24 protein-coding genes are annotated in these 22,076 nt (G+C 43.5%); 4 read left to right on the top strand and 20 right to left on the bottom strand.

All coding sequences use genetic code 11. The features are described 5' to 3' along the window. Positions 1 to 96 precede the first annotated feature (96 nt). The 7 genes from tsf to bla form a co-directional block, all read right to left on the bottom strand. Positions 97 to 924 (bottom strand): translation elongation factor Ts, encoded by an 828-nt coding sequence (gene tsf / locus ALKIM_RS0107430; RefSeq protein ID WP_026474082.1) that lies wholly within the window; start codon positions 922 to 924, stop codon positions 97 to 99. Between the two features lie 27 nt (positions 925 to 951). Then, positions 952 to 1,800: a 30S ribosomal protein S2 gene (gene rpsB / locus ALKIM_RS0107435; protein ID WP_026474083.1), complete on the bottom strand. Its 849-nt coding sequence runs from the start codon at positions 1,798 to 1,800 to the stop codon at positions 952 to 954. Between the two features lie 103 nt (positions 1,801 to 1,903). Then, a complete protein-coding gene (gene rpsI / locus ALKIM_RS0107440; RefSeq protein ID WP_026474084.1) occupies positions 1,904 to 2,290 on the bottom strand; it encodes a 30S ribosomal protein S9 in 387 nt (128 codons plus the stop codon). A 5-nt stretch (positions 2,291 to 2,295) separates the two neighbouring features. Continuing rightward, on the bottom strand, positions 2,296 to 2,751 hold the full coding sequence (gene rplM / locus ALKIM_RS0107445; protein ID WP_026474085.1) for a 50S ribosomal protein L13: 456 nt from the start codon (positions 2,749 to 2,751) through the stop codon (positions 2,296 to 2,298). A gap of 400 nt (positions 2,752 to 3,151) precedes the next feature. Then, complete coding sequence (locus ALKIM_RS0107450; protein WP_026474086.1) at positions 3,152 to 3,766, bottom strand: NAD(P)H-dependent oxidoreductase; 615 nt, start codon at positions 3,764 to 3,766, stop codon at positions 3,152 to 3,154. Then, the gene (locus ALKIM_RS0107455; protein ID WP_026474087.1) at positions 3,767 to 4,108 is read right to left on the bottom strand and encodes a hypothetical protein; all 342 of its coding nucleotides are present in this window, start codon (positions 4,106 to 4,108) and stop codon (positions 3,767 to 3,769) included. A gap of 30 nt (positions 4,109 to 4,138) precedes the next feature. Next, positions 4,139 to 4,888, bottom strand: a complete 750-nt coding sequence (gene bla, locus ALKIM_RS17935; RefSeq protein ID WP_044117801.1) for a subclass B1 metallo-beta-lactamase — start codon at positions 4,886 to 4,888, stop codon at positions 4,139 to 4,141. 144 nt (positions 4,889 to 5,032) lie between these two features. Here bla and ALKIM_RS0107465 point away from each other — a divergent pair, with 144 nt between their 5' ends. Continuing rightward, positions 5,033 to 5,725, top strand: a complete 693-nt coding sequence (locus tag ALKIM_RS0107465) for a response regulator transcription factor (protein ID WP_026474088.1) — start codon at positions 5,033 to 5,035, stop codon at positions 5,723 to 5,725. A gap of 127 nt (positions 5,726 to 5,852) precedes the next feature. On the opposite strand, the gene ALKIM_RS0107470 is transcribed toward ALKIM_RS0107465, so the two are convergent. The 6 genes from ALKIM_RS0107470 to ALKIM_RS0107500 all read right to left on the bottom strand — a co-directional run bounded on the left by ALKIM_RS0107470 (position 5,853) and on the right by ALKIM_RS0107500 (position 14,155). Beyond that, entirely contained in the window at positions 5,853 to 7,118 is a 1,266-nt protein-coding gene (locus tag ALKIM_RS0107470; RefSeq protein WP_026474089.1) for a TolC family protein, read from the bottom strand. Positions 7,119 to 7,121: 3 nt separating this feature from the next. Continuing rightward, the gene (locus tag ALKIM_RS0107475) at positions 7,122 to 10,199 is read right to left on the bottom strand and encodes an efflux RND transporter permease subunit (protein WP_044117802.1); all 3,078 of its coding nucleotides are present in this window, start codon (positions 10,197 to 10,199) and stop codon (positions 7,122 to 7,124) included. A gap of 41 nt (positions 10,200 to 10,240) precedes the next feature. Beyond that, the gene (locus ALKIM_RS0107480; protein WP_052345470.1) at positions 10,241 to 11,386 is read right to left on the bottom strand and encodes an efflux RND transporter periplasmic adaptor subunit; all 1,146 of its coding nucleotides are present in this window, start codon (positions 11,384 to 11,386) and stop codon (positions 10,241 to 10,243) included. A 47-nt stretch (positions 11,387 to 11,433) separates the two neighbouring features. After that, on the bottom strand, positions 11,434 to 12,009 hold the full coding sequence (locus tag ALKIM_RS20110; protein WP_026474092.1) for a magnesium transporter: 576 nt from the start codon (positions 12,007 to 12,009) through the stop codon (positions 11,434 to 11,436). Between the two features lie 205 nt (positions 12,010 to 12,214). Next, positions 12,215 to 13,621, bottom strand: a complete 1,407-nt coding sequence (locus tag ALKIM_RS0107490; RefSeq protein ID WP_026474093.1) for a HAMP domain-containing sensor histidine kinase — start codon at positions 13,619 to 13,621, stop codon at positions 12,215 to 12,217. Between the two features lie 330 nt (positions 13,622 to 13,951). Continuing rightward, complete coding sequence (locus ALKIM_RS0107500) at positions 13,952 to 14,155, bottom strand: hypothetical protein (protein WP_026474094.1); 204 nt, start codon at positions 14,153 to 14,155, stop codon at positions 13,952 to 13,954. A 37-nt stretch (positions 14,156 to 14,192) separates the two neighbouring features. Between ALKIM_RS0107500 and ALKIM_RS0107505 the strand changes: the two genes are divergently transcribed. Both ALKIM_RS0107505 and ALKIM_RS0107510 read left to right on the top strand, forming a co-directional pair. Beyond that, positions 14,193 to 14,663 carry a nucleoside deaminase gene (locus tag ALKIM_RS0107505; RefSeq protein ID WP_026474095.1) on the top strand — a complete coding sequence of 157 codons (471 nt, stop codon included), beginning with the start codon at positions 14,193 to 14,195 and terminating at the stop codon, positions 14,661 to 14,663. After that, complete coding sequence (locus ALKIM_RS0107510; protein WP_044117803.1) at positions 14,663 to 15,208, top strand: DNA-3-methyladenine glycosylase; 546 nt, start codon at positions 14,663 to 14,665, stop codon at positions 15,206 to 15,208. Before ALKIM_RS0107505 ends, ALKIM_RS0107510 begins: the two co-directional genes overlap by 1 nt. On the opposite strand, the gene ALKIM_RS0107515 is transcribed toward ALKIM_RS0107510, so the two are convergent. Together ALKIM_RS0107515 and ALKIM_RS0107520 are read right to left on the bottom strand one after the other, a co-directional pair. Further along, positions 15,177 to 16,322, bottom strand: a complete 1,146-nt coding sequence (locus tag ALKIM_RS0107515; protein WP_157363830.1) for a hypothetical protein — start codon at positions 16,320 to 16,322, stop codon at positions 15,177 to 15,179. The two genes, ALKIM_RS0107510 and ALKIM_RS0107515, sit on opposite strands and share 32 nt — an antisense overlap. A 98-nt stretch (positions 16,323 to 16,420) precedes the next feature. Beyond that, positions 16,421 to 17,218, bottom strand: a complete 798-nt coding sequence (locus tag ALKIM_RS0107520; RefSeq protein ID WP_026474098.1) for a cation transporter — start codon at positions 17,216 to 17,218, stop codon at positions 16,421 to 16,423. Between the two features lie 88 nt (positions 17,219 to 17,306). On the opposite strand from ALKIM_RS0107520, the gene ALKIM_RS0107525 reads away from it, so the two are divergent. Next, positions 17,307 to 17,756, top strand: coding sequence for a YqaA family protein (locus ALKIM_RS0107525; RefSeq protein WP_044117804.1), 450 nt, complete (start codon positions 17,307 to 17,309; stop codon positions 17,754 to 17,756). A 44-nt stretch (positions 17,757 to 17,800) separates the two neighbouring features. Here the strand turns inward: ALKIM_RS0107525 and ALKIM_RS17945 are convergent, their stop codons facing one another. The 5 genes from ALKIM_RS17945 to ALKIM_RS0107550 form a co-directional block, all read right to left on the bottom strand. Continuing rightward, a complete protein-coding gene (locus ALKIM_RS17945) occupies positions 17,801 to 18,274 on the bottom strand; it encodes a CAP domain-containing protein (RefSeq protein ID WP_052345471.1) in 474 nt (157 codons plus the stop codon). A gap of 119 nt (positions 18,275 to 18,393) precedes the next feature. Then, positions 18,394 to 19,704, bottom strand: coding sequence for an MFS transporter (locus ALKIM_RS0107535; RefSeq protein ID WP_026474100.1), 1,311 nt, complete (start codon positions 19,702 to 19,704; stop codon positions 18,394 to 18,396). Between the two features lie 70 nt (positions 19,705 to 19,774). Next, a complete protein-coding gene (arsB, locus tag ALKIM_RS0107540; RefSeq protein ID WP_026474101.1) occupies positions 19,775 to 20,803 on the bottom strand; it encodes an ACR3 family arsenite efflux transporter in 1,029 nt (342 codons plus the stop codon). A 56-nt stretch (positions 20,804 to 20,859) separates the two neighbouring features. Then, positions 20,860 to 21,651 (bottom strand): arsenite methyltransferase, encoded by a 792-nt coding sequence (gene arsM / locus ALKIM_RS0107545; RefSeq protein WP_026474102.1) that lies wholly within the window; start codon positions 21,649 to 21,651, stop codon positions 20,860 to 20,862. Beyond that, positions 21,648 to 22,073 carry an arsenate reductase ArsC gene (locus tag ALKIM_RS0107550; protein ID WP_026474103.1) on the bottom strand — a complete coding sequence of 142 codons (426 nt, stop codon included), beginning with the start codon at positions 22,071 to 22,073 and terminating at the stop codon, positions 21,648 to 21,650. The genes arsM and ALKIM_RS0107550 overlap by 4 nt, the downstream gene beginning before the upstream one ends. Between the last annotated feature and the right edge of the window lie 3 nt (positions 22,074 to 22,076).

A 22,076-nucleotide genomic window follows, 5' to 3' on the forward strand; every position in this document is an offset into this window, starting at 1 on the left:
ACATCCAGCGCCGTTCAATTACCTGGAGCGTAGACAAAATAAAACCCCGCAAACCGAAAGAGGCTGCGGGGCTTTGTACTATAACAGTGGACTGTATTATGCGTTGAGCGAAAAACGCTGAAACTCAGTAACAGTCAACGCTTTATCAACCTTCTGAAGATATTCGCGAATGGTAATTTTACCATCTTTCACAAACACCTGCTCCAGAAGCGTGCTCTCTTTGAAAAACTTGTTCAAACGACCCTGAGCAATTTTCTCAAGCATCTCTTCGGGTTTACCTTCAAGACGCGCTTGCTCTTTACCAATTTCAAGTTCTTTCTCGATAACATCCTGTGGAACAGAGTCACGATCAACAGATACAGGACTCATAGCAGCGATTTGCATAGCCACGTCGCGACCAATTTGTACATCAACACCGTCTTTGTTAAGTCCAACCAGCGTAGCCAGTTTGTTGCCCGGGTGAATGTATGCTACAACTGTTTCAGCGTTAATCACGCCAAAGAAAGCCAGGTCAAGTTTCTCGCCAATCACACCAATTTGCTCAGTGATAACGTCCTTAACGGCTACGCCATTGAGTTGAAGTGCAAGCACGTCGTCAACGGTATTGGCGTCGCTGGCCAAAGCCAGGTCAAGGATAGATTCGGCAAGAGCCACGAAGCTCTCATTTTTTGCAACAAAGTCAGTCTCGCAATTTAGCACAATCAGAGCGCCTTTTTTGTTGTTGGCGTTAGATTTTGCAAGAACAGCACCTTCGGTGGCATCACGGTCGGCACGCTTGTTAGCGATAGCCTGTCCTTTTTTGCGGATGATATCGGTAGCTTTTTCGAAATCGCCGTCGGCTTCAACGAGGGCCTTTTTACAGTCCATCATACCGGCGCCGGTCATTTGTCTCAGTTTGCTTACGTCTGCAGCAGATATAGCCATTTTCTTCAGATTTTGTTGGTTAGAAATTTATTCTTCGCCTTCTTCAGACACAGAATTTTCAACTTCGCTCACCTCGTCATCAATCTCCTCGTCCTCATCTCTGCGAGCTTTTGTGCGGGCACGTCCATCACCTTTTCTTCCTTTTCCGGCACCTTTTTCTTTGGCACCTTCATCGGTATCTTTATCGGCTTTGCGCTCAGACAAACCTTCTTTAATGGCATCAACCATTGCGCCTAACACAATTTCGATTGATTTTGAAGCATCGTCGTTGGCAGGGATAACGAAGTCCACATTACCCGGATCAGAGTTTGTGTCAACCATTGCGAACACAGGGATGTTCAAACGGATGGCCTCTTTAACGGCAATGTGTTCCTTCATCACGTCAACCACGAACATAGCAGCCGGAAGGCGGTTCAAGTCGGCGATGCTACCCAGGTTTTTCTCCAGTTTTGCACGCTGACGGGTAATCTGCAATTTCTCACGTTTAGAAAGACTGTTCCAACTTGCATCGGTGATAAGGCGGTCGATAGATGTCATCTTTTTAACCGCTTTACGAATGGTTGGGAAGTTGGTAAGCATACCACCAGGCCAACGCTCCACAACGTAGGGCATGTTCACTGACCCTGCCTTGTCGGCGATAATGTCTTTAGCCTGCTTTTTGGTAGCAACAAATAATATTTTCCGTCCAGATTTAGCAATTTGCTTAATTGCATTTGCAGCCTCATCAATTTTCACGGCTGTTTTATGCAGGTCAATAATGTGGATACCGTTGCGCTCCATGAAAATGTAAGGCGCCATGGCTGGATTCCACTTTCTTTTAAGGTGACCGAAGTGTACTCCGGCTTCCAGTAACTGATCAAATTGTACTTTAGGCATTTTTGTTTTTTTAAAGTCGTTTACTTTCTTATTTCAGGCAACCAATAAGTAGTTCTGTTTCAGAAATCTCGTTGGTTTAGATACTAAACGCACCTGAGGTATCTTAACGCTTGCTGAACTGGAATCTCTTCCTTGCTTTTGGACGACCCGGTTTCTTCCTTTCAACCACACGGGGGTCACGGGTGAGAAATCCTTTGGCACGCAAAGCGGGTTTGCTGTCGGCATTAATTTTTACAAGTGCACGGGCAATGGCAAGGCGCAGCGCTTCAGCCTGACCTTTCACACCACCTCCATCAAGGTTTACTTTGATGTCATAGTTACCTGCTACTCCAAGAAGATCCAGAGGTTGTTTCACAACATACTGCAAGGTAGCTGCAGGGAAATAATTCTCAAGCTCTCTCTTGTTGATGGTGATCTTACCTTTTCCTTCGCTCAGATAGATACGGGCAACAGCAGCCTTTCTTCTTCCAATGGCATTTATAACTTCCATAGCGATTATTTAATAGTGTTTAAATCAATGGCCCTTGGTTTTTGAGCTTCTTGCTTGTGCTCAGGACCGGCATACACAAACAGGTTTCTAAAGAGTTGACGTCCCAGTTTGGTTTTTGGAAGCATCCCTTTAACGGTTCTTTCAACCAGTCTTTCGGGACTTTTCGCAAAAAGCATTGCTGGAGTCACTTCTCTTTGTCCGCCGGGGTAACCGCTATGGTAGAAAAACACTCTGTCTTCCCACTTTTTTCCGGTAAGTTTTACCTTATCGGCATTGATGATAATTACGTTGTCACCACAATCCATGTGGGGCGTGTAATTTGGCTTGTGCTTCCCTTTCAAAAGCTTAGCCACTTCTGAACCCAAACGGCCAAGTACTTTGTCAGTAGCATCCACAACCAGCCATTCTTTCTGAATGGTAGCCGGCGTGGCCGATTCGGTTTTGTAACTTAAAGTATTCACAGTCTTTCTTTGTTTGAAATTAGACCTACAAAAATTAATTAAAACAATTTGCTGGTGTACGAACGGTATCAGATGGGCACCCACGCGGCCGGGCATGACCACTTGGGCGGTGAACAATTTCCTGAAAACAATTCAATTACACCTTTTTAACGGATAATAATCGGCCGCAAAATTAGACTATTTTTTTATAACTCACAATGGTTGAAGGCATTTTTTAAACGCATTCTGTAAGATGATGAGATTCATCGAGTGTGTTTTGCTTGGGGAGTGTTTAGTTTTCAACGCTGAATATACAATTATACTTCAGACAATAGAGTTGTTTGTTTTCTGTTATATCTGACAATGGCAATATCAATTTAAATTAGCGGATATTGCAAGGCATCAATAATCGTTAGCGATTTTAATCTATGCCATTTATTAAGCCGTCCAAATTAGCACCAATCTCATAGGCTTTGTGAATATGTTGATCCATTACCTCATTAACATTTATGGTTCCACCAAAAAGATGCATCTGTTTGCTTTCAAAGCGGGGTCCCAGCCTGTCATCAATCATTACTTTTCGCATACTTTCTGCTATTCCGGTTTGCAGCAAGAATTCATTTGAATGGCCGGCTGTACAGAGGACAAGACCGAGTTTCTGCCTTTTCATTTTAATCTGCTTATGGCCTTGGGCATCGTAGCCATACGCGAAGCCAACCGAATAGACACGATCGAACCACCCTTTGAGTTTTGCCGGACAATCACTCCACCATACCGGATAGATAAAGACGATTGAGTCTGCCTGTTGAATCTTTTGCTGTTCTATACACACGTCATCGGACAAAGGCTTTTCAATGCAGGCAAAACCTTCTCTGTTATACTCCTCCAAACTCATGTCGGTCTGAAAATTCATACTGTATAAATCAGATACAACCACGGAATGATTGGCTGTGCTTAATCCTTTTAAGAAACTCTCGAAAATCCTGTAAGTAAACGACTCTTTACTCGGATGGCAATAAACTACCAATACGTTCATCTATAATTCTATTAATGTAGATTCTCCTTTGCTGCAATCTGCACACGTCCATTGCCAATACTCCTTTAGTATTACTTTCCCTGAATCTACGATTTCGGGATACGACCGACACACACCAGTTCTAATTTCACCATTTACATTGGTGTGACGGTATTCAAATTCAAGATGGTTGTTGTTAACTATTTTGCCAACAATGGTTCCCATCACAATTTCTCCGCCTTTATATTCAGCAGTTATTAAATCGTCGGATTGTTTGTAATAAAAAAGTGTGCTGTCTGACACTTCGCCATTCGGGGAATTTGAGAGTGCTCGAAATATCCGATTGTTTAAATTGATTTTCACAGGCATTAAAATTTGACATTAGAAATCGTGTCATTCAGACAGAAAAAACGCATCAACAAGGTCGATGGTATGGGTCAGCAGTTCGGGGCCTCCGGGCTGCCCATGACCTGGAATCACCCATTGTACATTAGGGCAGTGACGTATCACATTCTCCACAGTTTCTTTCCAAAGCAGCGGAACAGCGTCGGAGAGGTTTCCCAAACCTCTTGATTCCAATGACTTTATCAAGCATCCTCCAAAAAGCAATTTCTCCATAGGAAGCCACACTATGATGTTGTCAATTGTATGCCCGCCACCCAAATAATAACAAATTACTTCGGTATCATGAAAAGGAATCACCATCTGGTGAGAAAAAGATCTGTCCGGCATCGGCAAATTTAGTTCTTTACACTTGCCGATGGTGAGATTTCCGGATATGGATTCAACACCGATGCTTTGAATGTATTCCAACCCTCCCATACAATCGGCATGGAAATGCCCAATTATAAGCCGCGATAGCCGAACATCCCACTCCTGCTGAATAAATTCAACCAACTGACGGGTCTTTTGGTTATTAGTAGGTGTATCAACCATAATGGCTTCACCTTTACGGATTATTATAAGACCATTGGATGTATAACGCCCCCAAACCAAATCCTCATCCAAAGATTCATGTACAAAAATTGAGTCGGTAATGTGAATAAGTCGAAGATCAGAATTAATTTGCACGATGGAATCAGGCTGAGCCGACAGCGCGCTGCATAGGCAAAGTGCGCATAAGTAAAAAAAGAGATGCTTCATGACAATGAGTGGTTAGGAATAGTTCTATCACAAAAGTACCTGAAATGCAACAATAATATCTGTTTAAAACCTGAAAATCGCACACAGTTTTTCAAACAATAAGGAAAAATGTAAATTGCCCTACTGATATCAAGTCTCAACACAATGAAGATTCTAATAATTGAAGACGACAACCGACTGGCTTCACTACTCCTGCGGGCATTGCACGAGAATGGCTACGAGGCCGATGTGGCTTATGATGGACAAATGGGTCAAAAATTGGCTCTTAATAACGATTATAAACTTGTAATTACAGATATCATATTACCAAAAAAGGATGGTTTGGAGGTGTGTAAAGAAATCAGACGACAAAAATCCTCTCTGCCAATTATCATGCTCACAGCCCTTGGTACCACCGACGACAAAGTTGAAGGATTTGATGCAGGTGCAGATGACTACCTTGTGAAACCCTTTGAGATGCGAGAACTTCTGGCCAGGGTAAAGGTGCTTTTAAACCGATATGCCAACCTTAACAGCAACACCGCCTCAACACTAATATATTCAGACCTTGAACTAAATCTCAACACCAAAACGGTTGTTCGAAATAATCAAAGCATTCATCTCACCCCAAAAGAGTTTAAATTGCTTGAGTTTATGATGCGCAACTCTGAACGGGTTCTCTCAAGAACCGAAATTGCCGAAAAAGTGTGGGAAACCCATTTTGACACCGGCACCAATTTCATCGATGTGTATATCAATTATCTGAGAAAGAAAATAGACAAAGGCTTTGATACAAAACTGATTCACACCAAATCGGGCATGGGGTTTATTCTTTTAAATGATGAAAGTGAGGCCTGAGACACTACTCAAGTCAAGTTCGCAGACTTAACACAATGAAGAGCAGGCCAAGGAACTTTGTCCTTAGCCTCTCACAAAACCGGACATGAATCTGTCAGCACTTCCGGCGCTAAAATGGGTGTTGTGGTTACATATCAAGCATCCATAGATAAGCTGATCTGGATAACTCTATTAGTGACAGCTTGTAATTGGCCAGAGTGTTGTAATAGTTCAGAAATGTTTCGTTGCTTGTTCTTTGAGCCTCAATAAGTTCGAGCAGCGATGCTTCTCCTCGCTGATAGCTGTATAAAATGGCCTCTCTTACTCGTTCAGAATCTTTTAGTATCTCTTCACTAAAAAGGGTGCGCTTTTGCAACATAATACGGTGTAACTCCCACGCCGTTCTTAATTCATTTTCGACCTGAAAAGTAGCCGATTGAAATGCGAGCTTGGATTGCTCATATTGATACAAACCTTGACGGTAGGCTCCTCTGTTGAGTCCTGAAAACTGCAAAGGAATTCTCACTCCTACATAGGAGTAGCGCAAACCGGGCGCTGGCCTAATGGCTTCGTCGTTGTGGTAACCGGCAATAATGGCTATATCGGGATATCTTTCTGAGCGAGCAAGTTTCATATTATAAAAAGCGGCTTTTTCCTCAAATTTAGCAGCAAGAATATGGTCGCTATGAATTAAGGCATGCTCTTTCAACTCATTGTAATTTTTGACCGGGTAAATTGCTTCAATATTACCGGTGAAAACAATAGATTTGGCGGGAATACCTCCGATAAGATAATAGAAATCTGCCATTATTTCAGCCATCTCTTCTTGCTCGCCAAAGAGCTCGGTTTCAAAATTGCGGGCTTCTAATCTTGTCTGCAACACCTCAATTTCGCCTATTTCACCGGCTTCGAAAAGGGTTTGATTGATTTGTATCAACTGATTAAGCTGTTGAAGCGTCGTATTCATGCGGTCAATCACCAATTGTTTCGCAATGGCACTTGTGAATACAGTTGCCACGTCCATTCTTAGTTCGTGCAGAAAGCCCTCTAAATTGGCTTCGGCAGCAAATTTTTCGGCACGAGCCTGGCGGATACGGTTTTTGCGCTTCCCAAATAATTCGACAGGGATTTCCATTTCAAAAGCGATGTTACGCGGCATGTCTGCAAACTCTTCATCCACAAAACGGGGCAGTATGATTTCCAGCTCCGGATTCTGAAAAACTTTTGACGCTTGCAATGCAGCATCGGCTATCGACACCTCAAATTTTTCGATGAGATAATCAAAATTATTGCTCAGCGTAAGTTCCAGAAATGTCTTGAAGTCAATCTCCTGCACATTTCTGTCGTGGCTCTGCGGGTATGCTGTAAAACAGATGGTTGTCAGAAATGCTACTATTATTTTAATTGGTTTCATTTTCTAGATATTTTTTTGGTTCAATTTCTTTTCAACAAGGAAGTATATCACCGGAAGCACAATCATTGTAAGTATGGTAGCAGAAATTAATCCTCCCATAACCACTGTGGTGAGTGGGCGTTGAATATCGCTGCCAACGCCAATAGCATAAGCTGCCGGCAACACACCAAATAACGTCGTCATAGCGGTTATTAATACAGGTCTGAGGCGCTGTACCGAGCCATTTAAAACCGCATCCTTTAAACTGCTATTTTCCTTTTTGCTTAACCTGTTGATGTTTGAAATTAAAATGACCCCGTTTTGCACTGCAAGACCCGATAAAGCAATAAAACCAACGATGCTTGCCACATTAACTGTCATACCTCTGAACTGAAGGGCAAGTAAACCGCCCAGAATTGCCAGAGGCAATGAAGCCAAAATGATTGATGGATGTCTTACTGTTCCAAATTCAGCATACAGCAAAAGGAAAATAATGCCCAGCACCATTGCTAAAATAATGAGTGCACGGCCTTCGGCTCGTTCTTTATTTTCGAATAATCCACCCCACTTTAGCGTGTATAAATCTTTGTCGAACTGAACATTTTCTTCGATGGTTGCCTGCGCCTCTTTGTAAAAGTGCGAAAAGTCGCGTCCGCGTATGTTAAGTTTTACCGTAGTGTGCCGCTGGTTCATTTCACGTGAAATGGTGCTTTCACCGGTAGTTAATCTTATGTCAGCCACTTGCGAGAGTGCAACAGACGCACCTTCGGGCGTTGTGAGCAAGAGATTACCAATTTTCGCGGGGGTATTTCTCACATTTTCGGGATACCGAAGAATAACGTCATACCTGCGTTGTCCGAGAAATATTTCAGAAACGGCAAGACCGCCGATACCTACTTCTATCAGTTGCGATATTTGAGAAACATTGATACCAAACCGGGCTGCGGCATCTCTGTCGATCTCAATTTGCATCTGTGGCAACGGAGGCTCCTGGTCGATTGCCAGGTCAACGGCGCCTTCAACCGTTTCGAGCACGGCCATAATATCTTCGGCTATTCGCCGGGTCTCAACAAAATCTTCACCAAATACCTTCACCACCAATTCACTATGTGCTCCTGCTACTTTGTCGTTTACACCATCTATCATGGGTTGAGAAAAGCCGACTACCATGCCTGAGATTTGTTGAAACCGTTTGTCCATCTCATCAATCAGCTCCAGCTTGCTGCGCTTTGGTTTCCATGTATTGTAAGGATGCAAAACCACCATCGACTCGATGTGAGAAGGGGTAAAAGGGTCGGTACCATCGTCGTTTCTGCCCAACTGGGTAACTATGTGCTTCACTTCGGGGAATTCGCGTGCTACACTTCTGAGTTCAGCCGCCATTTCTGTTGCCTTCTCCAGAGATATGCCGGAAGGCATCTTCACCTGTAACCATATTGAGCCCTCATCGATGTAGGGTAAAAACTCTTTGCCTATTTTGGTGAACACGAAGCCGGTGAGCAACACAGCAATGATTGCCGGTACAATGGCATATTTAGGAGCGTTGAGCAAAAACGACATAAACCGGCTGTATCTGTTTTTTAGCCATTCCATTGGTTTGTTTACAAAAACCTTTGAGGGTTTTTTATAGGACCAAAGCATAAGAGCGGGTATTACCGCCAATGAGAAAAGCAGCGCTCCGCCCAAAGCGTATGCTACGGTATAGGCCATTGGGATAAAAAACTTTGCTTCAATCCTTTCAAAAGCAAACAGTGGCAGATGCGCCGCGATAATGATGAGGACAGAAAAAAAGATGGGTTTTCCAACTCTAATGGTGCTCTCGGCCACCCGCTCTTCGGTGAAAACTTCGTTGGGGTTTTTCTCCCTTCGGGCCTGCAACGACTCCACAATAACTATGGCGGCATCAACCAGAATACCAAAACTAAGCGCCCCCAGTGAAAGAAGGTTTGCCGGAATCTCTGTAAGATACATGAGCGCAAACGAAACCAGCATGGCAAATGGAATTGCGCTTGCCACAATAAATGCAGCCTTCACGCTTCCCATAAACAGTAGCAGAATTAATACCACCAATGCAATGCCTTGCAGCAACGTCAGCGATACCGACCGGGTGGTTTGCTGAATAAGCTCGGTGCGATCGTAGTAAGGATCAATCCAAACGCCCTCGGGTAAAATTTTGGTGTTTAACTCCTCCACTTTTTGGTTCACGTTAGCCAAAACGGGTGATGGATCCTGGTGCCGAAGGAGTACGACGATACCTTGCACCAGATCATCTTCATGGTCGCGCCCAAGCATGCCGTTGCGCTCCATGGCACCTAACTTCAATTCTCCCAAATCACGTAAAAATATGGGAGTTCCATTTACCGAGCTAACAACCACTTTGCCCAAATCATCGAGCGAACGCACCAGACCGATACCTCTTATCACATAAGCCAAATCGCCCCTGACCACGCGGCCTCCACCTGCATTTGAGTTGTTTATTTCTACCGCTTCGATAACTTCTTCGAGGGAGAGTCCATACTTTTGAAGTTTTTCAGGATCCAGTTCGCATTGAAACTGGGTGGTTTCGCCACCGTGTGTTACAACTTCGGCCACACCGAAAACTTCCCGCAATTTTGGGATGATTACCCAATCCTGAAGCTCTCTTAATTCGCGCTGACTGTATATATCTGAGTGTATAGTATAGCGGAAAATTTCGCCTGTCGGACTTGTCAATGGTTCCAGTTCAGGATTTGCTCCTTCGGGTAATTCTGCATCAAGCAGGCGTTCACGAATAAGCTGACGTGCAAAATAATCGTCCATGCCATCGGCAAACACAAGGGTTATCATGGAGAGCCCGAAGGTGCTTTTTGAACGCATCACCAACAATCCCGGCATGCCGTTAAGTGCCCTCTCAATGGGTATGGTTATTTGCTCCTCAATGGTTTCGGCAGCGTGGCCTGGATACTGTGTAATTACCATTGAAGTAACATCCGCAATATCGGGGTAGGCATCGATTTCAAGTTTGGTGAATGAATAATACCCAAAGAAGCCAAGCATTACGAATAAAGCCGCCATAATCCCCCTGCGGGAAAGGCAAAATCGTATAAATTTTTCTATTGTCATGTTTTCCTGTTTTTACGGTTATGCAAGTTTCTGATTCAATACTATGGCAACATAACAGCATTCTTATTTACAACAATTTCATTTTCGGCAAGCCCTTCAAGAATAACTATTTTCCCATCAATCAAGTCACCCGTAATCACCTTTCTCTTTTCAAAGGTGAAGGGTTCATTCTGCACGTACACATAGTTATATTCTCTGCGTTGCAGTACAGCTTTTTGGTCAATCACAATCCGGGGTGCCGGTTCCGACAGCAATCTTACCGAAGCAAACATGCCGGGCTTTAACTTCATGTCAACATTATCAAATTCAATAACAACACGGGTTGTTCGTGTATCTTCATCTAAAATATCGTTGACAAACAGTACTTTCCCCTCATATTCTTCACCCGGATAAGCCGCGAATGATGCGTAAACATCGCTATCGGGCTTTACAAATCGGATGTCTTTTTCCTGAATGTTGGCAGTAACCCATACTTTACTTAAATCGGCAATAATCATAAGCGGCTCTTCAGGTTCTGCAATAAATTCGCCAGGAGCAACATTTAAATTAACCACTCTGCCATTGATTGGTGAACGAACCACAAGGGGTTTACCAATTTTATCCTCATCAATACCCATAATTTTTAATTTCAGCAAGGCACCTTCCATCTCGCTCTGGGCTATTTCATGTACTGTACTTACTTCTTCAAGCTCTCGCAAAGGGGCAATTCCTTTCTTGTGCAAATCCTCTTTTCGTCGTAATTCTCTTTCGGCCTGCAACAAAGCACTGCGGGCGCTGATAAATTCAGTTTGTACTTCGGCTATTTCGGGTGAAAATATTTCAAACAAAGCCTGACCTGTTCTAACGTTCTGACCCATATTGATAAACAGTTGTACTATACGCCCCCCCGCAGGTGGAAAGATGTTTGCACGCATAGATGGTTTTGCCGCCACAGTTGCAGGAGCCGAAACCTCTGTCCTGATTATATTAGTTAGTGCTGCGCCTGTTTCAATATTCTCTCGTAACGGAGACGTTTCAGGAATAAAAATAGAACCCTCCAATTTTATATATTGCGGAACAGCCTCATCGCCTATAATTTGGCGTCGCAACTGCGGTATCAACAATACTGCCAACAGTATCATTGTCGCCAATCCAATGATGATTATGCGGTTGCGACCGGCTATTGAATTATTAGATTTCAGTATCATAACCTTAAATTTTTAATGTTGATTACTATTTATTTTTGACTGTTTCGTTAAAAAAACATCAGCATTGCTATTCTTATGCCCGATATTAAACCCACAACAACAAGACTCGCAATCCAGACAACTCTTTTCTTAAAGTGCTGCCACACAGGAGTTCTGCTGTAATCCATCAGGCCTTTCCCGGGTATCATACCCATGAACTTCTCAAGATCCTCAGTATGCTCAGCCCTAATTACTTCAATGGCTTCATCATGTGTAACAATGCCCACCAAAGTATGCGGATTGGCAATTATCAGATCCTTAAGCGTAATAAATCCCCTGCATAAGCTGCTTGTCATCCACCACATACACGTAATAGATGGTTTTTTTGATGGTGAGTCACTCCGCACTTTATTGATGGCCTCGGTACACGTCATGCCTTTATGAACCGTGGCAAAATCGGTACCCATGATGCCACCGGCAGTTTCGGGCGGATAGCTGCTAAGTTTGATAACATCTTCACGAACCTTCTTTGATAAATAAGGCAGCAAACCGGCACTTTTTTGTCGCCACTGGCGTTCAAGGCCAATGGCTGCCCCAAGTAGAAGAGCCCATAAAAGCCGTGATCTAAAGTCTAATAAGGTCATTTCTCTTTCGGTTTGTGCAATTCACCAATCAGCTATGCACAGCCAAAAGCACTGTGCCGGTTAGAAGATTAAACTGCCTGTTATCCTATCAGGACCTGCATCCATTGGGTTTAATTTTAAATTCAACGCCACAAAATTAAAACAGCCCCCGCATGGGAGCTGTTAGAGACGTATTAGAAAAAATTAGAATTTTATTAGAGTCGATTTAGGCGTGCGGCAATTGGATATGGAAGGTGGTACCTTCATCCTGTTTTGAAGATACTGATATTGTTCCCCGGTGCAGTAAAATGATTTTTTGTGTGAGAGCGAGCCCTATGCCGTTACCATCAGTATACTTCTTATTCTCGCCACGATAAAACGGCGTGAAGATATTTTTAAGGTCGCTCTGGGCAATGCCAATACCTTTGTCTATGAACTTAAGCGTGATATATGCAGGGTCATGCGTTGCGGATTTTAGATTCCCGGTATCGGGTTGAGGCGATGAAATAGAGACCATACAGCTTTTATCTGCTGAAAACTTACATCCGTTTTCAAACAGATTTGCAAATGCCACCTTCAGAAGATATTCATTCCCTTTGACTGAAATTTGATGATCATTCTCAAAATCATTCTCAAAGTGAATGTCAATTTTAAAATTGGGATTCGCTTGTTGCACTTGCTGCATGGCATCCAATAGTGCTTCATCAATGCGCGTTTGTTTAAATGATATTTCGGACGAGTCGTAACTGGCTTTGGCAAGATCGAGCAAATTATTGGAAAGACGCACCAGTTTTTTTGCGTCCGATAAGGTTTTTCTTAATGCTGATTTATACGCTTCAACACTTCGATTATTGTTTACTGCCAGTTCAAGTTCTGTAATAATTGCAGCAAGAGGTGTTCTGAGTTCATGTGAAATATTGGAAACAAAGTGTTTTTGTGAATCAAACGAATTTTCAAGCCGCTCAAGCATAGCATTGAATGTGTTTGCCAACTCGGACAGTTCATCTTTACTTCCTTTGGGAGCAAGCCGTAAATCAAGGTTTGTGGCCGATATGCGCTTCACCTTTTCAATCATCTCTTTTACAGGATAAAATGCTTTTTTTGAAAAGAACAAACCTGCAATGCCGATGAATAAAATTGAGACGATAAAAACAATGATGATATTTTTCTGCAAGTTGTTAAGTTTATTATGCCCATATTGATCAAACGCCGCGGCTGTTAAAATGTACACTTCATTTTGAAATTCATAGCGCAGACCAATGACCTGCCAATCATCCTGAAAAAATGCCATCTCTTTATTTTGGTAGATATTGGTTATCATTTCATGGGTCTCTTTTACAATATCGATATCTACGGCATCATGGTAAAGCAAATTAAAACCGGTATCGTATATGGCAACCTCTACTTCGTTAAGTATTTCCCTGTTACTTCGATAGATGTCTTGCAGGACTTTAACCTCCACTTTAGCATTAAAATAGAGATTGGCTTTAGTAATAGCCTCTTTCTTTAAAAGCGAAAAGAACTCCTTCTCCCTGTTTTGCTTCGCTGAAATATAGATTATAGAGGCAAATATTACTAAAATAGTGGCCGTTATGATGGTAAATAATATGGTTAATTGTGTACGTATTTTCATTTCTGCAATTTTAAGATAAACTCCATCCACGGTATGGTGTGAATAAACTCTTTACCAAATTTCGTTTCAATCTTCTTCATAAGATGATTGGTTTAATCATCAATAAAAATAGACCCTTTTTTGAAATCTTCATCCACGATGTTCGCGGGAAAAGTTATTCGCTGTTTCGCCATATATAGCAGTAACAGGAACCAATAGTATGGAGCATCAAATAAGTTTCACCGATAAGTCATCTGCCCAGCAACCAAACTCATGCTTTTGCAACCCAAAAACGCAGTTTCAGCAATCCCTGCGACAGCTTCATTCGTTAAAACTCTCATCATTGCAAAGTTACATTTTTATATTCTCCATATCGATGAGTGTAAGGTGAAAACCTTTCTCCATATAATTTATGTTCATTTGGTGTATGGCACTCCGGCAACCTTTGGCGCTTTTTGACGGCTCAATCGCAACGCGCCACCTGATTTTTGAAGTGAGACAACCTAACTTCTCCGATAAGATGCCGTTTTTTGCCGATCCATATTTTTTTTGCATTTTTAGGCTCTTTTGCAAACAGATGAAATCATAAGATATGGATAACCATTCTGACTTTATGCGCATGGCCATTGAAATGGCCGACGAAAACATAAGAAACGGAGGTGGCCCTTTTGGTGCAGTGGTAGTTAAAGATGGAAAAGTTGTTGGGAAGGGTGCTAATCAGGTTACCAATCACAATGATCCAACAGCCCATGCCGAAGTGTTGGCCATACGTGCAGCATCACGCGAATTAAACACGTTTAATTTAAGCAACTGTGTGCTTTATACATCCTGCGAGCCATGCCCCATGTGCCTTGGCGCCATATATTGGGCGCGCATACCGCATGTGTATTATGGCAACAACAGAGAAGACGCTGCATCTATTGGTTTCGATGACGATTTTATTTACCGTGAGTTAAGCATGCCCATGGCAAATCGCAGCATATTAATGCAACCTCTGCTTAGTGAGGAGGCTCTGAATACCTTCCGTGCCTGGTCTGATAAAAGCGATAAAATAGATTATTGATGCAGTGCACAGGCCGTGTGAATGAGGACTTTTTTCATCAGGATGCCCTTATTGTGGCTCCTGAAATGCTCAAAATGCAGCTTGTACGCCATTTTGAGAGTGGCGAAACACTTGTGCTCGACATCACCGAAGTAGAGATATACCGCGGTGAAGAGGATCTCGCCTGCCATGCAAGCAAAGGACGCTCGCCACGCACCAATGTGATGTACTTACAAGGGGGGCGGGTTTACGTGTATCTGATATACGGCATGTACTGGCTGTTAAATATCACCACCGGCCCCAACGATCATCCTCAGGCCATTCTTATTCGGGGCACGCAGCAGATAAAGGGTCCGGGGCGTGTGGGTAAAGCGCTGCAACTCGATAAAAGCTTTTATGGTGAGAATCTTAACGATTCAAACAGATTGTGGCTACAATGGCAAACGCACAATGTCACATCTGGCTATACTACATTGCCTCGCGTTGGTATTAATTATGCCGGAGAGCACTGGGCAGGAATCCACTGGCGATTTCTTACCACTGAGCCATTGGAAGACGTGCAATGAAAAATTCAGGACTAAACCGAAGCATCACCCCCATACCATAGTCAAACCATCCTTCAGACACATCATAAAAACCTTCAAAAAGGAATGAGAAACCGATATGTGGTGAGAAGGTTTTTTGCCACTGATATTTGCCTACCATCATTTGCCTGCTGTTAAAAACCGCTTTGCTGCCATCGATGACTGAAGCAGAGCCGTACATAGGATTGCCCAAAGGAGCTACAAAATTGCGGGCACTCCAGTATGACACGAGCAATTTGCTGTGTGTGGATGCAGCAGTAACGCCAGTGTAAAAACCATGACCTTTATGCAGTCCGCTCAAATTGGAATCTTTCAAGTCTCGATAATACATGGCATTGCCAAACCAACCGATGCGATTGATTTTCCCAGGTAATACTTTATCGATTTCCAGACCGGCTGCCAAATTCACCGGAGAGTGCGAAGGGGATAAATAATTGCTTATTTGGCCGCCTTCGTGCCATGCTAAAAATGCCAAAGGTGCTACCACTGACCATCCTTTGGTGCTATTCAATAGATTTCGTCTGAGGCTTAAGCCTGCCGTGAACACTTCCGGTATCGTATCTCCACTGCGAATATACTGTTGCCAGTTTATCCATGTATCTACCCATAATTTCTCTGAGTTGTATTTTACCTGCAGGCCATTTTCTACCGGACGAAAAACTTCCCTCTCAAAATGATACATCGCATCGGGTAAACGGTGGTTGTTATTCCCGTTAAGGGTTCCCAATATCAAGTCCAACTCATCCGTGAATCGTAACCGTGCTGACAAAACCGGACGCACCTTCAACTGTTCATTATCCCCGTAGAATTTAACCATGCTGGCTCCTCCCTTAAATCTCAAGCGGCTGCCGGCATAATAGGTTATAGATGGCTCAAAAATATGACCCGGGAGTGTATAACCCTCAACCATATTGCCAAAATACTCGTTATTAAGAAAAAAATGCGAGCTCTCAACAGAAAACAGAAGCGCATCTTCCCTGTCGGTTCTAAATGAGTCGCGTGAGGTGATATGCCAAAAATCGCCCTGTGCATTTAACGATAAAAATATGGTTGAGAAGAGAATTGCAGATACAAAAAAATTGAGAAAACGATTCATGTCAGTAATTGGTTTTGTATAAAAGCAAATATACCATTTGCCAAACATTTTTGAATCAAAGCCGAGTGATTTTAAATCAACAAAACCCTATACATTCCTCATCGGGCCAAGGCCAAAATGCGCCAGGCGCCCCGCATTACAATCAGAAAAACGATGCTGCCAACAATCAGGTCGGGTATTGGGGTTTCGAGAAACCAAACCAGCGCACCTGCCACAATCACCCCCAGATTAATCGCTATGTCATTGGACGTAAAAATCATGGATGCCTGCATGTGTACATCCTTGCTATTAACCCGATGCAAAAGAGCAAGACAAATCACATTGGCCACAAGAGCCAGGGCCGACACCATCATCATAATCCTAAAGTCAGGTATGATTTCGGCTCCAATAAACCTGCGTATCACCTCGCCAAAACCAATAAGAGCAAGAAGCAGTTGAAGATAACCGCTTATTTTTGCCACGCGCTTTTTGGTGCGAAGAGCTGCTCCAACGGCCATCAAAGCCAAAGCATATACAAATGAGTCGGCAAGCATATCCAGTGAGTCGGCCACCAGACCCATTGAACCTGAAATCAACCCAAACAACATTTCACCGGCAAAGAAGAGCAAATTAATTGCAAGCACTATCCACAACACGCTTCTTTCGCGGTGTTGGTTCGTTGTTTCTTTCACCTCATTCACTTCCATGGTTCGAAACATGACTGCACCCATATTTAAGGCATCCAACTCGCCTAAAATCACTTTTTCATTTAAATCACGGTGGTACACGTCCAAACAACGGGACTTCAGATTAAATCTAAGCAGCTCAATTCCAAATCGTCCCTCAAGCTTGAGTCGTATGATATGCTCCTCCGAAGGACAATCCATTCCGGGTATATGAAAAGTAGTCAATCGCATGATAGGCTGTAATTAAATCGCTATTAGCAATGAAACTTATACAGGCACCCGATTGTTCATTAACAGGTTGATTGATTACTTTTGTAGCATGTATACAGAATTAGGATATCTCGCGCTGTTCACCACTTGCTTTTTGGCTGCGACAGTGCTTCCATTTAGTTCCGAAGCCGTTTATGCAGCCATGCTGGTGGCCGGATATGATCCTTATCTAAGTCTGTCTGTGGCATCAATAGGCAACTGGATGGGGGGCATGTCCTCCTTTTGGATTGGATGGATTGGCAAATGGGAATGGATAGAAAAATATCTGCGCATCAAGGCAGAAAAAATTGCGAAAATACACAAACGCATTGCCGGGAAAGAGGGTTGGATTGCCTTTTTCACCTGGCTGCCCGGCATTGGCGACCCACTGGCAGTGGCGTTGGGACTCATTAAAGCCAATCCTGCTAAAACAGCGGTATGGATGCTTGTAGGCAAAACAATGCGCTATGTGGTCTCGGGATTGATTACTCTAAAAGCTATTGATTGGCTTTCAACATAAAGCAAAAAGCCAATCAACGAAATCATCTGCCTGAATGTCTGTAGTTAATCCTCCATGTGGGTTCCGAACACCTGCACCCAGTACTTTCCATCGCGGCTCACGGCCACCCCAATGCGGGTAAATTCAGGATTCATGATGTTTTTACAATGGCCGGGGCTTCCCATCCAACCCTCCACTGCGGAGGCCTCATCGTTAAAGCCCAGCGCCAGGTTTTCACCAACAGCACGCCACTTAAAACGCTCGCGATCAACCCGCTGACTCACAGACGATTTATCTGAACCTGTGTGACTGAAAAAATTCTTTCGCATCATGTCGTTGGCATGTTTTTGTGCTGCACGCGTAAGAGCCGCATCCCAAATCAAAGGCCCGGCCGCTTTCATTGAATCATCGCCACACATGCAATCGGCACTTCGGGCTTCATTTACCAACCGCAACATTTCGTCGGCATCCACTTGTTTTTGGGCATAAAGGTTCATCCCTGCAACCAATCCCACTAAAACCAAAAACCTTCTAATCATAATGTCAAAATAATATGAAGTTGTACGATGGGTTGATACGATGCTTTAGCATATAAGGTTTGGCTACCATATCGTCTCAACCAAATGTCAATATCCCAATCACAACAGATATTGATTCTCTATGTTAATCTTGGATTGTTGGCCTTCACTGAAGCAATGGCCACAAAAAGCATAAAACAAAAACTGAGCCAAGCCACCCACACATACGAACCCAGCCATGTGAACGACAAGCTGAAAACCATTGGCGCTAGTGCACTGGCAAAAACGATGAATGACATGGCTTTGCCGGATATGGTGCCTATGTATTTGCGACCAAAAAGTCGCGGCCAGGCCACCGCATTAAGCACCGAAAATAGTCCTCCCATAATACCCAATCCGGCCACCACAAGGTATAAGCCCCAACCCAATGTAAGCCCCATTAAACCACCAACGGCCAAAAAGCCACCAACAATCATCACATACAAAATTATTTTCAGCTGGAGCCAGTCAGAGATAAAATTGAAAAATAAACTGAACGAAACAGATACTGCCGCTATCGGAATAAATATGGAAATGGCCTCTGACCTGGGAAATCCGGATGTCTCAAAAATCGACACCACATGAAAGGTAAATCCTGTAATAAAAAAGGAGTTAAAAGAAAGCATCAGGGCATACATCCAGAAAGCCCGGGTACGAAAAGCCTCGCCTGGCTCAAAGCTTCGCATTACACGACCTTCAACCGCCTTACAGTCACCTTTGGGAGGCTGCCCATCGGGTAGCAGACCATGTGCCTCCGGACTATCTCTAAAAAACAGGATTATAATAAAAAACATCACCAGTAGTGCCAAACCCATAAACTGCCATGCTCCTGACCAACCAAAAGATTGAATTAACTTATCGATAAGCACCGGAGCGATGGAAAAACCCAACGAAATGCTCAAGGCACTAAAAGCATTTACCCGACCGCGAAAGCGCTCAAACCACTTCATCACCATGTTACGCGATGACATGGTGAGCACCCCTTGTCCCGAAAACCGAAACAAAAAGAATATCACAGCCATAAAAACAAAAGGGACAATCCAATGATAGAAAGAGATAAAACGCTGGATGGTGGACACAAGCACATCAGACAGAGAGGCCATGAAAAGCGCAAAAGCAAGCACTACAGCAGCCATTGCAGCCACTTTGCGAGCTCCAAATCGATCAAACCAGCGGCCGGCAGCACTTATAAGCAGTGAGCTCATAATTGTACCAATCATGTAAGCTGCACTAAACTGATTGCGACTTAAACCTACCGCCTCTTTTACCGGCTCAGTAAATATTGAGACACCCACCGTCTGCCCGGGAAGACTGGCCCAAACACCAATGGTACCAACCACCATCACCAGATATCCATAGAAAAATGGAAAGCGTGATGGATTTATATACTTATTGAACACATTAATTGACATGCCGGCAAAATTATTAATTATAATCGCCGGCATGTAATTATTGCGAAACTTTATGAATTGTCAACAAAAATCAATATTTGTTTCGATTGGCAAACCACACCAACGACAACATTACAGGTACTTCTACCAATACGCCCACAACAGTTACCAATGCAGCCGGCGAATGCAACCCAAACAACGCAATAGCTACTGCCACAGCCAATTCAAAAAAGTTACTGGCACCAATCATGGCCGCCGGAGAGCATACTGCATGGGGCAGTTTGAGTTTTTTGCCGCCATACCATGCCACAAAAAAGATGAAATAGGTTTGGATAACCAACGGTACAGCTGCCAAAAGAATAATCAACGGATTGTTAATGATGTTTTGTCCTTGAAAGGCAAACAGCAGAAGCAATGTGATCAGCAATGCAATGATGCTCACCGGACGCAGACGATGCAAAAACACATTCTTAAACCACTCCTGCCCACGCGACTTTATCAATATTCGTTGCGTAATTACTCCTGCAACCAAAGGCACCACCACAAATATTACCACACTTGCCACTAAGGTATCATACGGTATGGTGATATTGGTAATACCCAATAGCAGACCAACGATAGGCACAAAAGCGACCAATATAATTAAGTCATTAACCGACACCTGCACAAGTGTGTAATTTGGATCTCCATCGGTCAGGTAGCTCCACACAAAAACCATGGCAGTACATGGCGCTGCACCCAGAATAATGGCTCCGGCAATGTATTCGCCAGCCAGTTCAGGAGAGATAAAAGCACCATAAAGCTTGGAAAAAAACACCCATGCAAAAAATGCCATGGTAAAAGGCTTAATGAGCCAGTTAACAACGAGGGTCAGGATAACCCCTTTGGGTTTCTGTCCCACCTTTTTTACGCTGGAGAAATCAACCTGCAGCATCATGGGATAAATCATGAGCCAAATTAAAATGGCCACGGGGATGTTTACCCTTGCAACTTCCCAGCTGCTCATCACTTCAATGGCATCGCCCACCAAAAGACCTATAATCACACCGCCAATGATACACAGTGCCACCCAAAGGGTTAGATATTTCTCGAAAAATGCGATTTTCTTTGTTGATGACATACTTAATTTTTAAATGATAATAGAATAGAGACCACCAGAAGGACGGTCCAATTGTCTTAAATCTGCTTGTGTTTAATTCCCGAAACGGTGAGGCTGTATATTCCGACACCGGACGCCACAAGATCAGCCAACTCGTCCTGATTCAGATAGTGCTCCAGAATCTGTTTAGGAATCTCAATCAATCGCTCCTTATGAACAATTACATCTGAGAAGCCTGTCTCATCAATAATTTGCATGTATGAATCACGGGCTAAGGCACCTGCTACGCATCCCACGTACATTTCGGCTGACTCCCTGAGTTTTGCAGGCAGTTCGCCTACAAACACCACATCCGACACGCAGAAATGAGCGCCTGGCTTCAGAACACGCATAATCTCAGCATAGGCCTTTCGCTTATCGGGTACCAGATTCAGCACACAATTGCTGATAACCACATCAAACATCGAATCCGTCAAGGGCATAGATTCAATGTCGCCTTGAACAAACTCCACATTGGAGAACCCCAATTTTGAATTGTTCAGTCTGGCTTTCTCAATCATCGACTCTGTGAAATCGATGCCAACCACACGGCCACTGGCACCGGTGAGGCTTCGCGCCACGAAGCAATCGTTCCCGGCTCCTGAGCCCAAATCGAGTACGTGATCGCCCTCCCGGATGTTGGCAAACTGCGTAGGCACACCACAGCCAAGACCCAGATCGGCCTCAGCCACATGCCCCTTCACAAATTTGTAATCCTCACCAATCATTGAAAACTCAAGCCCGCCATCGCCACAGCAAGATGAACCTCCTTTGGCAATAAGCCCGTATTTTTCAATCACTTTGCGCTTAATGTCGCTTGACTGGGTCATAATTGCGGCTTTAAAGTCTCATTGTAGAAACTCTCAAATTTGGCTTTGATTTCATCGCGCACACGGTAAAATTCGCTCATGATATACTCCTGAGTGCCCTGTACATGCGAAGGGTCGTCAAACCCAAAATGCAAACGGTGCTTCACTTTTCCCATAAAAGCAGGACATGATTCGTTGGCACCTCCACATACAGTAATTACATAGTCCCACTCATCCTTCAGATACTTATCAACCGAATCGGAAGTGTGGTGGCTTATGTCAAGCCCTATTTCCTTCATTACTTGCACAGCTGTGGAATTGAGACGACCTGACGCCTCGGTTCCAGCGCTGCACACATTCAATCTCGAATCAAACGACTGTAAAAAGCCGTGTGCCATTTGGCTGCGACAACTGTTTCCGGTACATAAAATCAATACTTTCATTTT

The organism is Alkaliflexus imshenetskii DSM 15055 (genome assembly GCF_000517065.1).
Taxonomy (GTDB): Bacteria; Bacteroidota; Bacteroidia; order Bacteroidales; family Marinilabiliaceae; genus Alkaliflexus; species Alkaliflexus imshenetskii.

Excerpts from the sequence above, each read along its gene's own strand:
- rpsB (WP_026474083.1), bottom strand. The coding sequence starts at position 1,800 with ATGCCTAAAGTACAATTTGATCAGTTACTGGAAGCCGGAGTACACTTC.
- ALKIM_RS0107525 (WP_044117804.1), top strand. The coding sequence starts at position 17,307 with ATGTATACAGAATTAGGATATCTCGCGCTGTTCACCACTTGCTTTTTG.
- ALKIM_RS0107505 (WP_026474095.1), top strand. The coding sequence starts at position 14,193 with ATGGATAACCATTCTGACTTTATGCGCATGGCCATTGAAATGGCCGAC.
- ALKIM_RS0107480 (WP_052345470.1), bottom strand. The coding sequence starts at position 11,386 with ATGATACTGAAATCTAATAATTCAATAGCCGGTCGCAACCGCATAATC.
- ALKIM_RS0107520 (WP_026474098.1), bottom strand. The coding sequence starts at position 17,218 with ATGCGATTGACTACTTTTCATATACCCGGAATGGATTGTCCTTCGGAG.
- ALKIM_RS20110 (WP_026474092.1), bottom strand. The coding sequence starts at position 12,009 with ATGACCTTATTAGACTTTAGATCACGGCTTTTATGGGCTCTTCTACTT.
- ALKIM_RS0107470 (WP_026474089.1), bottom strand. The coding sequence starts at position 7,118 with ATGAAACCAATTAAAATAATAGTAGCATTTCTGACAACCATCTGTTTT.
- ALKIM_RS0107465 (WP_026474088.1), top strand. The coding sequence starts at position 5,033 with ATGAAGATTCTAATAATTGAAGACGACAACCGACTGGCTTCACTACTC.
- ALKIM_RS0107550 (WP_026474103.1), bottom strand. The coding sequence starts at position 22,073 with ATGAAAGTATTGATTTTATGTACCGGAAACAGTTGTCGCAGCCAAATG.
- tsf (WP_026474082.1), bottom strand. The coding sequence starts at position 924 with ATGGCTATATCTGCTGCAGACGTAAGCAAACTGAGACAAATGACCGGC.
- ALKIM_RS0107490 (WP_026474093.1), bottom strand. The coding sequence starts at position 13,621 with ATGAAAATACGTACACAATTAACCATATTATTTACCATCATAACGGCC.
- ALKIM_RS0107500 (WP_026474094.1), bottom strand. The coding sequence starts at position 14,155 with ATGCAAAAAAAATATGGATCGGCAAAAAACGGCATCTTATCGGAGAAG.
- bla (WP_044117801.1), bottom strand. The coding sequence starts at position 4,888 with ATGAAGCATCTCTTTTTTTACTTATGCGCACTTTGCCTATGCAGCGCG.
- ALKIM_RS17945 (WP_052345471.1), bottom strand. The coding sequence starts at position 18,274 with ATGATTAGAAGGTTTTTGGTTTTAGTGGGATTGGTTGCAGGGATGAAC.
- ALKIM_RS0107515 (WP_157363830.1), bottom strand. The coding sequence starts at position 16,322 with ATGAATCGTTTTCTCAATTTTTTTGTATCTGCAATTCTCTTCTCAACC.
- arsB (WP_026474101.1), bottom strand. The coding sequence starts at position 20,803 with ATGTCATCAACAAAGAAAATCGCATTTTTCGAGAAATATCTAACCCTT.
- arsM (WP_026474102.1), bottom strand. The coding sequence starts at position 21,651 with ATGACCCAGTCAAGCGACATTAAGCGCAAAGTGATTGAAAAATACGGG.
- ALKIM_RS0107535 (WP_026474100.1), bottom strand. The coding sequence starts at position 19,704 with ATGTCAATTAATGTGTTCAATAAGTATATAAATCCATCACGCTTTCCA.
- ALKIM_RS0107450 (WP_026474086.1), bottom strand. The coding sequence starts at position 3,766 with ATGAACGTATTGGTAGTTTATTGCCATCCGAGTAAAGAGTCGTTTACT.
- ALKIM_RS0107510 (WP_044117803.1), top strand. The coding sequence starts at position 14,663 with ATGCAGTGCACAGGCCGTGTGAATGAGGACTTTTTTCATCAGGATGCC.
- ALKIM_RS0107475 (WP_044117802.1), bottom strand. The coding sequence starts at position 10,199 with ATGACAATAGAAAAATTTATACGATTTTGCCTTTCCCGCAGGGGGATT.
- rpsI (WP_026474084.1), bottom strand. The coding sequence starts at position 2,290 with ATGGAAGTTATAAATGCCATTGGAAGAAGAAAGGCTGCTGTTGCCCGT.